The following is a 12,724-nucleotide window of genomic DNA, read 5'->3' as shown; positions in this document are numbered from 1 at the left end:
CGGCCGCTCACGTCCAGGAACGCTCGATGCCCCTCGAAGACCCCCGCTCCGGCCCGCCGCAGCCCTCGACGCACGCATCCGGGCACCCGACGGCCGCGCCCGCACGGCCCGCGGATCGCGATTTGGAAGCCGAACTTCTCGACCTCGTCGCCCGCACCCGCGAGCAGGCGAGCGAGGACCCGTTCCGCAACCCCGTTCTCGCCGTGACGCTGGCCATCACCCGCCAACTCGACCGGGACGAGATCGGCGAACCGGATCTCGACGCGCTGCTCGCCACCCTGCGGCGGCGGGCGCTGACAGACCGGGCCGAGCGACTGCGCGCCTATGTCGGCCTCGACGCCGACGCCGCCACGGGGGAGGCGGCGCCCGCGGTCGAGGTCGCGAACCGGCTCGTGGCGGCGGTGGCGCGGGGCTCGGGCGATTTCGAGACGTTCCGCGAGCGCGTCGGCCGCACCGCTTTTGCGGCGGTGTTCACGGCGCATCCCACCTTCGGCATGCCGCGGGCCGTGGCCGCGTTGATCGCGCGGGCCGCCTCGCTCGCCGACGCCGACCGGCGCGCGCCGGTCATCGGCGAGGCCGCCGCACGCTCGACCCGGCCCGATCCGCAGATCAGCCTCGACGACGAGTTCGAGCAGGCCTGCGTCGCCGCCAACCACGGCCGCGCGGCGATCGACGCCTTTAACGGCGCGATCCTCGATGCCGCCCGCGCCCGCTGGCCGGATCGCTGGACTGAGTTGGTGCCCAAGCCGCTGGCCATCGCGAGCTGGGTCGGCTGCGACACCGACGGTCGCACCGATATCGGCTGGTGGGACACGATGCGCTACCGGCTGATTTCCAAGCGCATGCAGTTCGACCGGCTGATGCGCGAGCTGCCCAACATCCCCGCCACCCGCGTGGTGCGCGAGCTGACCGCGGGCGCGCGGGATGCCGTCGAGCGTCAGCTCGCGGGCGCGCCGCTGCTCGGCACCAAGCCCTCGCTGGAGGCGGTCCACCGCTTCGCACTGGCCCTCATCATCGAGCGCGAGCGCGCGCAGACCGATGCCGGGCCGATCCTGGCCGGGCTGGCCGCCGCGATCGGTGCCGCCGAGACCGATGCGGACCGCCGCACCATCGCCGTGCTGCGCTCCGGCATTGCCGCCCACGGCCTCTCGAACGCCCTGCCGCATTTCCGGCTCAACGCCAGCCAGATCCACAACGCGGTGCGCCGGGTCATCGATCTGGAGGGCGAGCCGACCGACGCGGCGCAGAGGCGCTCGCACCTCTCGGCGATCAACACGCTGCTTAACGACGTGCGCCCCGTGCCCGTCGATTTCGGGGCACTCGCCGCCGAGCGCGCCTCGGCCGCGCGGCTGATGATGACGATCACGCAGATCCTCAAGCATGTCGACGGCACCCACCCGGTGCGCTTCCTCATCGCCGAGACCGAGACCGGCTACACCCTGCTCGCGGCGCTCTGGCTCGCGCGCCATTACGGCATCTCGGACAAGCTCGAGATCACGCCGCTGTTCGAGACCGCGAGCGCGCTCGAACAGGGCATCCGCGTCCTCGACGACGCCCTGCGCAACCCGCATTGGCGCGCCCACCTCAAGCGGCTCGGCCGGCTCTCGGTCCAGTTCGGCTACTCGGATTCCGGGCGCTATGTCGGCCAGTTGGCCGCCACCTTCTGGATCGAGCGCCTGCGCCTACGCATCACCGAGCTGATGACGCAGAACGGCCTGTCGGACATCGAACTCGTCATCTTCGATACCCACGGCGAATCGATCGGCCGCGGCGCCCATCCAACCTCGTTGCGCGACCGCCTCGCCTATCTCGCGCCGGAGGATGCGCGCCAGCGCAACGCCAAGGCGGGCATCCGAGAGCGGCTCGAATCGAGCTTCCAGGGCTCGGACGGCTACCTGATGTTCGGCTCGCCCGAACTCGCGGGCGCCTCAGTGGCGCGCATCGCCGAGCACGTCTTCGCCGACGCGCTGACCGAGGACGACGCCTTCGCCGATTACGCGCTCAACGACCGGGCCGCGGCCCCCACCACGGATCCGATCTACGAGGAGGCGGATTTTGCCGCCGAGTTCTTCCGCGTCGTGCGCCAGGACATGGAAACCCTGGTCGACGACCGCGGCTACGCGGCACTTCTCGGCACCTTCGGCCCGAGCCTGATCGACCGCACCGGCTCGCGCCCCGTCGCACGCCAGTCGGATGGCGGCGGACCGGCCGCGATCACCCATCCGCGCCAGATGCGGGCGATCCCCAACAACGCGATCCTGCAGCAGCTCGGCTATCTCGCGAACTCGCTGCACGGCGTCGGCCGCGCCGCGCACCGGGCGCCGGAGCTGTTCCGCCACATGAGGACGAACTCGGTGCGCTTCTCCCGCGCCTTCCGCCTCGTTCAGCACGCCGCCAGCGTCGGCGACCTCGACGTGATGCGCGCCTATATCGACACGCTCGATCCGGCCGTGTGGCTGGAGCGGGCCCGCCGCACCCGGCGCGACGCCCGGCGCGACGAGCTCGTCACCATCGCCGCCGCGCTGGAGCGGCTGAACCTCTCGCCCGACCTGCGCCGCCTGTTCGGACGGCTGACCTGCGACGGTCTCTCGCTCCAGGCGGCGGCGCCGGATCTCGCGACCATGTCGACCCGGCTCGCCCTGCTCCACGCGATCCGCCTCGCGCTGATCCACCGGATCTGGTTCCTGGCCGCCCACATTCCGAGCTTCCGCCCGCAGGCCGGGCTGACCCGCGAAGCGCTGCTCGAACGCTTCCTGCGCCTCGACATCGACGGCTGCCTGAAGTTGCTCGACGAGATCTACCCCGTGACGCCCGACCCGACGCTCGGCCTGAACTTCGGCGAGCCGCCGGGCCCGCGCGACGTCGGCACCTACGAGACCGAGCACAACACGCTGTTCGGCCCGATCCGCCGGATGTTCGAGCGGGTGCGGGAGATCTCGGGGATCATCCAGCACGAGGTTGGCGCGTTCGGCTGAGGGCGAGAGGCAAGGACAAAAGCAAGGGGGCTCGTTGCCCCCCAAAAGCCGTATCCGACCTGATTGCGTCAGGCCGGATACGGCTCTGGGTCATTGTCGCGACGCGCATTCTTTCGACGAGCCAGCGACCGCTTCGTCGGAATGCGCTCGAGCCGGCCTCAGTGCTTCATCATGCTCTCGAAGCTCTCATGGGGCTCGACCTTGCCGGCGAAGCGCGCGAGCCGGCTCAGGCTCGGCTCGGCGAGGCCGCCGGCATTGGCGTAGGTGGCGAGCGCGAAGCTCACCAGCAGCTCGGCCTCTTCGTGGGTCATCGCCCGCCCGCTCAGGGTGCTGGCCGCGCCGCGCACCGCGAGGACGGCTTGGCGGAAGGCAGGGTCGTTCTTCAGTTCGTCCAGGCGACTCATCGGGCGTCCTCGGGGCCGTACTCGGTGTTGGGTGATCCTGCCGGCCGGGCCGGCCATGCGGATTCACGGATGAAACGCGCGCCACCCCGTCCCGTCTCCGGCGGAAGGCAGCCTTCAGCGTGTCTCACGAAACGCCCGGTCACCGACCGTTACCCCATCGGGGATGACGGTGCGCCGGACGTTCTGTGAGAGACACCAAGCGCGGCTTAAGTGAACCCCGTCCGAACGCAAACCGCGCTTGGCGGGCAGCGTGGCGCGGTTGTTCCGGCGCGCCCCTCGCCATCAGCGCGGGCAGCGATACATTTTGCCGGCGCGAGGGCTGCGGGTCGCGAGAGGAGGGGGCACCATGGACGGCATCGGCATCGACTGGGACGAGACCAAGGAGCCCGCCTATCGCGATGGCCGCCGGGCTGGCGAGCGGCGCGAGGAGGCGGAGAGCAACCCGCATGCGTCGGGCTCGGACGATCACCGTCTCTGGCAGGCGGGCCACGCCTCGGTGACCGCGCCCGACGTCGTCGCCGACAAGATCGGCGACTTCGCCTGAGGCGCCGCCCCGGAACCTTCACCCGAGGCCACGCGTCCCCGTCTCGATCCCTCTCATGATACCTCCGCGAGACCGTCGCGGTCGCAGAATTCGGGATCGGCGACAGGGTGTCTTAAGAGTCGTATTTGGCCGGCCTGCATCTGGGCCGATACGACTCTCAGTCCTTGTTTGACGCGCATTCCTTCGACGAACCGTGACCACTTCGTCGGAATGCGCTTGAGAATGCACGCCACCAATCAGGGCGAAGGAGCGGCGATGCGGGTGCTGGAAACGCCGGATGGGCGCTACATCGTCGTGCATGGCCGGCTGTGGCGGCGCCATCGGCCCGATCTCGAGCCGACGCAGCGCGACCGCTTGGTCCGCGACCTGATGGATGCCCGCCGCGCCGTGCGCGCCGCCAAGCGCTCCAGCGACGAGGCGGCACTCGTGCGCGCCCGCGCGGCCGTGGATGCGGCCAAGCATGGGCTCGGCGAGCGCGGTCCGGTCTGGTGGACGGACGGCGCACCCGACCTCAACCGGCGCATGATCGCCAACACGCCCTACGCCGCGTGGTACACGGCCTTACCCGCAGCCTTGAGAGCCGAGCACGAGCGTCGGTGAGCATCGGGCCGACCGAACCAGCATTTGCTACAGAGCCCGTGTGCGCGACCGCACAGACGGTTTCAGGCGATCGCCCGGACCGCGGCAGATACCCGCCCCGCGACCCCGATGTGACGGACACAACCGAGTCGCGCGATTGCCAGAGCATCCCAGTTCTGATTAATTCCAGATAAGAAATGCAGTTGAGGCCGTCCTGCGGCCTCCGCATTGTCGTGGCGCAGCGAAAACGCTGTGGCCGACGGCAGGCACACCAAGAGCCGGACGGCTTTGCCCGTGAAACCGGTCGCCACGGCACCGCCCCACCCGCCTGTCGGGCTTCGGGCCGGTCCCGGTACGGCATCCCTGGGGACGGCAGATCGATCTGGCCGCCGGGCGGGCATTCCCTCCGCTCGCGCGCCCTCCATCCTGAAACGGCAGATGACAGCGATGATAAAACTCACGGTCAACGGAGCCGAACGCAGCTTCGACGGCGATCCCGAGATGCCGTTGCTCTGGTATCTGCGCGACGAACTCGGCCTCACCGGCACCAAGTTTGGTTGCGGCATCGCCCAGTGCGGCGCCTGCACGGTCCATCTCGGCGGCACCGCCGCGCGGGCCTGCATCACCCCCGTCTCCGCGGCGGAAGGCCAGGAGATCACGACGATCGAGGGGCTCTCGCCCGACGGCAATCACCCGGTTCAGGTGGCGTGGCGCGACCTCAATGTCGCTCAGTGCGGCTACTGCCAGACCGGTCAGATCATGCAGGCGGCGTCCCTCCTCAAGGACAGCCCGAAGCCGACCGACCAGCAGATCGACGAGAACATGAGCGGCAACATCTGCCGCTGCGGCACCTATCCGCGCATCCGCGCCGCGATCCATCAGGCTGCCGGTCAGGCGCCCGCCACCAAGGGAGATCGCCTGTGATTCACGAAGCCAAGCTGATGGCCGAACTCGCCGCCTCGCAGAACGCCGCCGGCCCGGTCCGGATCGACAATGTCAGCCGCCGCGGCATCCTCGGCGGCATGGGCGCCCTGGTGCTCGCCCTTTCGCTCTCGGACCGTGCCAAGGCCGATGAGGGCCAGACCGAGGAGCAGAAGGCGAAGAAGTTCGGCGCCGACGGCATGCCGAACGGCTGGAGCGACGATCCGAAGGTCTTCGTCGCGATTGCCAAGGACGGCACCGTCACCGTTACCAACCACCGCTCCGAGATGGGCCAGGGCGTTCGCACCTCGATCGCCTTCACCGTCGCCGACGAGCTGGAGGCCGATTGGTCGAAGGTGAAGGTGGTCCAGGCCTGGGGTGAGGAGACTCATTTCGGCAACCAGGACACCGACGGCTCGCGCTCGCTCCGCCACTTCTTTCAGCATTTCCGCCATGCGGGTGCGGCCGCGCGGCTGATGCTGATCCAGGCCGCCGCCAAGCAATGGGGCGTGCCGGCCGGTGAGGTGAAGGCCGAGAACCACGTCCTGACCCACGCCAAGTCCGGCCGTACGCTCGGCTACGGCGACGTCGCCGAGGCGGCCGCCGCCCTGCCGGTGCCGGCCCGCGAAAGCGTGCAGCTCAAGAAGCCGGAAGCCTTCCGCTACATCGGCAAGGGCAAGATCGGCCTGATCGACAACCACGACATCACCACCGGCAAGGCGATCTACGCCCTCGACGTAAAGCTCGACGGCATGCTCTACGCCCTCGTCGCGCGTCCGGCCGTCTACGGCGGCAAAGTCGTCTCGTTCGACGACACCGAGGCCAAGAAGGTCCCGGGCGTCGTCAAGATCATCAAAATCGAGGGCGGTGAGATCCCGTCCGAGTTCATGCCGCTCGGCGGCATCGCGGTGATCGCCAAGAACACCTGGGCGGCGATGAAGGGCCGCGAGGCCCTGAAGATCACCTGGGATGACGGCCCGAACGCGTCCTACGACACCACCGCCTTCCGCAAGGAGCTGGAGAAGGCTGCCCGCGCACCCGGCAAGGTCGTGCGGGTCGCGGGCGACGTCGATGGCGCGATGAAGACCGCCAAGGCGAAGTTCGAGGCGGAGTACTTCGTGCCCCACCTCGCCCAGGCGCCGATGGAGCCGCCGGCCGCGGTCGCTCGCATCAAGGACGGCGCCTGCGAGATCTGGGCCTGCACGCAGGGGCCGCAGGCCGCCCATGACCGAGTGGTGAAGCGCCTCAACCTGCCCGCCGACAAGGTGCGGGTGAACGTGACGCTGCTCGGCGGCGGGTTCGGCCGCAAGTCGAAGCCCGACTACGTGGTCGAGGCCGCCCTCTGCTCGCAGGCCATGGACGGTCAGCCGGTCAAGCTGGTCTGGACCCGCGAGGACGACATCCAGCACAGCTACTACCACACCATCTCGGTCGAGCGGATTGAGGCCGGCGTCGACGAGAAGGGCATGCCGGTGGCGTGGCTCCACCGCTCGGTGGCGCCGACGATCGGCTCGATCTTCGCGCCCGACCCGAAGCACGAGCTGCCGTTCGAGCTCGGCATGGGCCTCGTCAACAACCCGCTGGCGCTGAAGAACCTGCGGTTCGAGAACCCGGAAGCCTCCGCCCATACCCGGATCGGCTGGTTCCGCTCGGTCTCGAACATCCCGCACGCCTTCGCGATCCAGTCCTTCGTGGCCGAACTCGCGCATGCCGCGGGCCGCGACCCGAAGGACTACCTGCTGGAGCTGATCGGCCCCGCCCGGAAGATCGACCCGACCGAGATCGGCGACGTCTGGAACTACGGCGAGGATCCGAAGCGCTACCCCGTCGATACCGGCCGCCTGCGCCGCGTCATCGAGACGGTGGCCGACGGCGCCAAGTGGGGCCGCAAGCTGGAGAAGGGCCGGGGCCTTGGCATCGCCGGCCACTACAGCTTCGTGACCTACACTGCGGTCGCGGCCGAGGTGGAGGTCGATGACAAGGGCCAAGTGAAGGTCCACGCCATCGATATCGCCGTCGATTGCGGACCGCAGGTGAACCCGGAGCGCGTCCGCTCGCAGATGGAGGGCGCGGTGGTCATGGGGATGGGCCTCGCCCTCACCTCGAAGATCACCTTCAAGAACGGCCGGGCCGAGCAGTCGAACTACGACGGCTACGAGGTTCTGCGCATCGACGCCGCCCCGAAGGTGGTGCGGGTGCATCTCGTGCCGTCCAACAACTACGACAGCCCGCTCGGCGGCGTCGGCGAGCCGGGTGTTCCCCCGGTCGCGCCGGCCATCGCCAACGCGGTCTTCGCCGCCACCGGACGCCGGGTGCGCGAGCTGCCGCTGCGCGACCAGCTCAGCACCTGAGGTCGCCGGCCGGCGCCCTTCCCCTTCACCGGGGGAGGGCGCCGTCCGAAGGTCGAGGGGACGAGGATCGGCCGTGCCGGCAACTCTCAGACCCCTCCGCGACTTTCACAGGCATCTGTGTTGCACGAGGACCCACGCTTCATGACATCCACCGCCCGCCTCACCCTCGGCCTGTCGCTGGCCGGAATCCTGCTGGCCGGCCCGGTGCTCGCCTCGCCCTGCTCCGACAAGATCGCCAAACTCGACGGCCGGGCGAAGTCCGAGGCCTCGGATTCGATCGCCGCCTCGACCGGCAGCAAGACCATCGCGGCTCACCGTGAGGGCGAAGGCCAGACCGGCACCGGCGGCCAGACCGACACGCGCGAGGCGCCCCCGGAAAAGTCGGCGGAAGCCGGAAAGGGCGGCGATCAGGCTCAGCAGGCCCGGGTGGCCCTGGAAGAGGCCCGCACGGCCGACGGCAAGGGCGACGCTGCGGCTTGCGAGGCTGCCATCGCCCGCGCGGAAAAGCTCCTCAACGCCAAGCCCTGAGCCAGCGCATCATTCCGAAAGGTGGCGGCCGGCTTTTCGAAAAAATGATGCGTAAACGGGAAGCTCGAGCATCGTCCTGGATCCGATATCCAGGATGATCTCGAGGAGCGGAACGCATCGCGTTCTGAAGGTTCGACCGGGTTACGGAGGGAGGGAGCGGACCAATCGCGCCTTTCCGCCCCCATGTGTCCTTCCCTTTTCCTCCGCGCACCCAACCTTCTCACATTGCCGACACCGTCGTCTGCAACCGCGCATTGTTCGCGCGTGAGCCCCCATTTCGGGAACCCAGAGACGACCGCATGACCGAGATCTCACCGGAGGTTCTGGACCTCCGGTTGCGCCAGCAGGCGATCCTGTCCGATTTCGGCGTCGAGGCCCTGCGCGCAACCGAACTGCTGCCGCTGCTGCAGCGGGCGACCGAACTCTGCGCCGAGGGCATGAACGCGCAGTTCTGCAAGGCACTCGAATATCAGCCGACGCAGGACATGCTCCTCGTATGCGCCGGCATCGGTTGGGAGCCGGATTGCATCGGGCGCGCCGTCGTCGGCGCCGACCTCGCCTCGCCCGCGGGCTACGCCCTGAAGACGGGTCGCCCCGTCATCTCCAATCACTTGGAGAACGAGACGCGCTTTCGCACGCCGGAACTGATGGCGAGCCACGGCATCCGCCGGGCGGTGAACGTGCTCATCACCAACCGCGAGGGGCATTACGGCGTCCTGGAGGTGGACGACACCCGCGAGGGCATGTTCGGCCCTGCCGACATCGCCTTCATGCAGGGCTTCGCCAACCTGCTCGGCAGCGCGATCGAGCGTCAGCGCTCGGAGGCGCAGCTCAAGGTCGCCCTGGAGCGGCAGGACCTGCTGAGCCGCGAGATGAGCCATCGGGTCAAGAATAGCCTCGCCGTGGTCGCGGGGCTTCTCGCGCTCCAGGCGCGCGGCACCGACAACGAGGATGTGAAAAGCGCTCTGGCCGACGCACGCGCCCGCGTCGAGGCGGTGGCCCAGGTCCACGACCAGCTCTGGCGTCAGCCGGACCTCACGCGCATCGACGTCGCCGGCTTCCTCGAAGCCTTATGCGAGAAGCTCACGGAAACCGCGGGCGCTCATGCTTTGGTCTGCCGCGCCGCAGCCGTGACCATGCCGGCCGATCTCGCAATTCCGCTCGGCTTGTTCGTGAACGAACTCGTCACCAACGCGATCAAATACGCTTATCCCGACGGGCACGGCGAGATTCGCGTCGAGGCCGTCATGCGCGAGGATGGCGGGCTTACCGTCTCGGTCTGCGACGACGGCATCGGCCTGCCGCCGGGCTTCGACCCGTTGAAAACCCGTGCGAGCCTTGGGATGCGCGTCGTCGGCAATCTGTCCCGACAACTCGACGGCACGCTGACGCTGAGGCCGGGCAAGGGCGCCCAGTTCGAGCTGCGGATGGCGCCGCGCGGGTAATCCGGGACCGGTAAGAGCACCGGCCCGGGTCACGCTTCGAGAATCAGTTGCCCCCGGCGCTGCCGCTGCCGCCGCCGCCGCTGCCCTGGGGCACCGCACGCGAGGGCTGGTTGGCATTGCCGCCGGCCGCCGAATTGGTCTGCACCGTGTCCGCCCCGGTGCTGCCGCGCGGGATGGTGACGTTCGTATCGGCGCCCGTGTTGTTCTGGCCACCCGACACGGGGGCACCGGACTGAGGCGCCGTCGGTGCCGTGGTCTGGGCGAAGGCCGGGCCCGCGAAAGCCGCAAGCGTCGCGGCCAGGATCAGAGTTCGCATCAAGTCCTCACGTATCGAGTGATTGGACCGCCGTTTGAGTGCCCGTCGAGCAGGCCGGCGGTCGGTCTGTGATGGAAGAACCACGCAAACGGATGTTGGGTCCGAGAAAGTCGTGCGGCCAAAGCGCTTTCGCCGTTCGACAGGATCGCCGCCCCACCGTAACCAGGAAGGGAAGCACGGGAGAAGCAGAGTGACACGCCGCACGAAGACGCTTGCCGAGCGCCGGAGCACGCATCCGAATCCGGGACGCGCCGGCCTCGCCGCCCTGCTGTTCGTTTCGGCGAACCTTCTGCCAACGGGGCCTGCCTCCGCGCAGGAAACCGTCCGGCCGTCCGGCGACTGGCCGGCCTTCGGGCGCGATGCCAGCAATACCCATCATTCGCCGCTGGCGCAGATCGACCGCGGCAATGTCGGCCGCCTGCGCCCGGCCTGGATCTTCCAGACCGGCATCACCGGCACCTTCCAGGCCGAGCCGGTGGTGATCGAGGGCGTGATGTACGTCTCGACCACGGGCAACCACGTCGCGGCGCTGGACGCGAAATCCGGCAAGACGCTGTGGACCTATACCCACAAGGCGCGCACGGAGAAGATCTTCGGCCCGCCCTCGAACCGGGGCGTGGCGGTCGCGGGCGGCCTCGTCTTTGAGGCGACCATGGACGGGCGCGTCATCGCGCTGGACGCGAAGACCGGCCGGCTGGTCTGGGACCGCGAGGCGGTGCGGCCGGAGGAGGGCGAGTCCGAGACCGCCTCGGCGCTCGCGGCGAGCCTGGGCGACAAGCCGGTCCAAGGTTCGAGCCGCCTCGGCTTCAAGATGCCGCCGCTGGTGGCCGACGGCCTCGTCATCGTCGGGGTGACCGGGGCGGGCTACGGACTCCATGTTGAGGACGAAAAGGGTGGGCTCGACGGCGGCGCGGTGGTCGGGATCGAGGGCGGCTACGGCCGGCGCGGCTGGCTTGCCGCCTACGACGCGAAGACCGGCGAGGAGCGCTGGCGCTGGTACGTCACCAAGGCCGACGGCTGGGAGGGCGGCTTCGTCGAGAAGACCGCGGACGGCCTCCCGCTCCACCGCGACATCGCCGCGGAAAAGGCCGCAGCCCCCGAGCACCGGGAAGCCTGGAAGGTCGGCGGCGGCTCGCTCTGGATGACGCCGGCTTACGATGCCGATCTCGGGCTGATCTATCTCGGCACCGGCAATCCGGCGCCGCAGAATTTCGGCCTGACGCGCCCGGGCGACAACCTCTACACGATGAGCCTCGTCGCCCTCGACGTGAAGTCCGGCAGCTTGCGCTGGCACTTCCAGCAGGTGCCGCACGAGCAGTGGGGCTACGATGTCGCGAGCCCGCCCTTCCTCCTCGACTACCCGACCGAGAAGGGCTCGGTGAAGGCGGTGGCGCAGGCGAGCAAGCTCGGCTGGATCTATGTCCACGACCGCGCCGACGGGCGGCTCATCGCCAAATCCGCCCCGCTCATCACCCACAAGAACCTGTTCGTGCCCCGAGCCCGGAGGGTACAGTGGTCAGCCCTGGCCCCCTCGGGGCGGTCTCCTGGCATCCGGTGGCCTACGATGCGGGCAGCGGCCGCGCCTTCGCTCAGGTGCGGCACGGGGCGGCGACCTACACGGTGAAGACCGCGCCGGCCGCGGGCGGACGCGGCGAGATCCGCTACACCGAGACGGGGGAAGCCAAGGGCGAGCCGACCTTCTCGACGCTGACCGCGGTCGATCTCGCGCAGGGCGGGGCGGTGGCGTGGTCGCGTAAGGCGGGAAGCCGATTGTCCGGCGGCACTCTCGCCACCGCGGGCGGCCTCGTCTTCTCGGGCGAGGAGGACGGCCATCTCGACGCGCACGACGCGAAGACCGGCGAGATCCTCTGGCGCTTCCAGTGCGGGGCGGGGATCGGCGGACCGCCGGTCACCTATACCGTCGAGGGCCGCCAATACGTGGCGGTCGCCGCGGGCGGCGCCTCCTTCACCAAGGGGTCGGGCTTCGGCACGGGCGACGCGCTCGTGGTGTTCGCGCTGCCCGAGTAGCGGGCCTGCGCCTCACTCCGCGGCGTCAGGTTCCTCGTCCCCATCATCCGGCTCGTGCGCGTCCGCCTCGTCCTCCCGCGTCTCGTCGGAGGCGGGGCGGGGGGTTCCGGCCGCGTAGAAGTCGCCGCGGCGCACCGCCTCACCGCTATTGGCCATGACGCTGAGATAGGTGTTGAGCGTGTTGGGCGCGACATCGGGCAGGCGCCGCGAGATCTCGGCATGCGACAGGCCCTGCGGCCCGGCTTCCTCCAGGAGAGCCTTCAGCCGCCCCTTGGCCGAGTTGGCCCGCGGTCCGCGGCTACCCCGTCCGCCGCCGCGGGTCGAACGCGCCTCACCGGGAAACGCCGGTGCCACCGCGCCGCGCCCGCTCGCGACCAGCTCCAAGGGGCCACCCTCCACGATGGAAGCGAGGGACTTCTCCGCGGCCCGGAGCTTGGTCAGCTCCCCGGAGACGCGGTCGTACTCAGCCTGGAGATCGGTCATCCGCTGCCGGACATCGGCCAGGGCCTTGGCCAGCGTATCGCCTTCGGACATGACGGATTCTCAACCAAACGGGACGCAATGGGGCCTACAGCCACAGCCGGCCCCTCTCGTCAACAGGACCAGGTTTGCAGACCGGTTCCGGTGTGGGCC

Annotated in this window: 10 protein-coding genes and 1 pseudogene; 8 read left to right on the top strand and 3 right to left on the bottom strand. The window is 69.5% G+C overall.

The features are described from left to right. The first annotated feature begins 26 nt into the window (after positions 1-26). Positions 27-2,975, top strand: a complete 2,949-nt coding sequence (locus MSPGM_RS23505; RefSeq protein ID WP_015857564.1) for a phosphoenolpyruvate carboxylase — start codon at positions 27-29, stop codon at positions 2,973-2,975. A 158-nt stretch (positions 2,976-3,133) separates the two neighbouring features. Here the strand turns inward: MSPGM_RS23505 and MSPGM_RS23500 are convergent, their stop codons facing one another. Next, positions 3,134-3,379 (bottom strand): hypothetical protein, encoded by a 246-nt coding sequence (locus MSPGM_RS23500; RefSeq protein WP_003601620.1) that lies wholly within the window; start codon positions 3,377-3,379, stop codon positions 3,134-3,136. Positions 3,380-3,725: 346 nt separating this feature from the next. Between MSPGM_RS23500 and MSPGM_RS23495 the strand changes: the two genes are divergently transcribed. From MSPGM_RS23495 to MSPGM_RS23470, 6 genes are all read left to right on the top strand, one after another. Beyond that, a complete protein-coding gene (locus tag MSPGM_RS23495) occupies positions 3,726-3,923 on the top strand; it encodes a hypothetical protein (protein ID WP_003601622.1) in 198 nt (65 codons plus the stop codon). A 255-nt stretch (positions 3,924-4,178) separates the two neighbouring features. After that, complete coding sequence (locus tag MSPGM_RS23490) at positions 4,179-4,523, top strand: hypothetical protein (RefSeq protein ID WP_003601624.1); 345 nt, start codon at positions 4,179-4,181, stop codon at positions 4,521-4,523. A gap of 426 nt (positions 4,524-4,949) precedes the next feature. Beyond that, positions 4,950-5,426 (top strand): (2Fe-2S)-binding protein, encoded by a 477-nt coding sequence (locus tag MSPGM_RS23485; protein ID WP_003601627.1) that lies wholly within the window; start codon positions 4,950-4,952, stop codon positions 5,424-5,426. Beyond that, complete coding sequence (locus tag MSPGM_RS23480) at positions 5,423-7,774, top strand: xanthine dehydrogenase family protein molybdopterin-binding subunit (RefSeq protein WP_003601629.1); 2,352 nt, start codon at positions 5,423-5,425, stop codon at positions 7,772-7,774. The genes MSPGM_RS23485 and MSPGM_RS23480 overlap by 4 nt, the downstream gene beginning before the upstream one ends. A 141-nt stretch (positions 7,775-7,915) precedes the next feature. Beyond that, on the top strand, positions 7,916-8,302 hold the full coding sequence (locus MSPGM_RS23475) for a hypothetical protein (protein WP_003601630.1): 387 nt from the start codon (positions 7,916-7,918) through the stop codon (positions 8,300-8,302). Positions 8,303-8,601: 299 nt separating this feature from the next. After that, positions 8,602-9,747, top strand: a complete 1,146-nt coding sequence (locus MSPGM_RS23470; protein ID WP_003601631.1) for a sensor histidine kinase — start codon at positions 8,602-8,604, stop codon at positions 9,745-9,747. Positions 9,748-9,790: 43 nt separating this feature from the next. Here the strand turns inward: MSPGM_RS23470 and MSPGM_RS23465 are convergent, their stop codons facing one another. Further along, positions 9,791-10,063: a hypothetical protein gene (locus tag MSPGM_RS23465; RefSeq protein WP_003601632.1), complete on the bottom strand. Its 273-nt coding sequence runs from the start codon at positions 10,061-10,063 to the stop codon at positions 9,791-9,793. A gap of 190 nt (positions 10,064-10,253) precedes the next feature. On the opposite strand from MSPGM_RS23465, the pseudogene MSPGM_RS23460 reads away from it, so the two are divergent. Then, positions 10,254-12,091, top strand: a pseudogene (locus MSPGM_RS23460) (pyrroloquinoline quinone-dependent dehydrogenase). A 12-nt stretch (positions 12,092-12,103) separates the two neighbouring features. On the opposite strand, the gene MSPGM_RS23455 reads toward MSPGM_RS23460, so the two are convergent. Continuing rightward, positions 12,104-12,625 carry a hypothetical protein gene (locus MSPGM_RS23455; protein ID WP_003601634.1) on the bottom strand — a complete coding sequence of 174 codons (522 nt, stop codon included), beginning with the start codon at positions 12,623-12,625 and terminating at the stop codon, positions 12,104-12,106. Positions 12,626-12,724 lie beyond the last annotated feature (99 nt).

It is taken from the genome of Methylorubrum sp. GM97 (genome assembly GCF_024347855.1).
Taxonomy (GTDB): domain Bacteria; phylum Pseudomonadota; class Alphaproteobacteria; order Rhizobiales; family Beijerinckiaceae; genus Methylobacterium; species Methylobacterium extorquens.
This window is presented reverse-complemented; position numbering and strand designations above follow the sequence as displayed.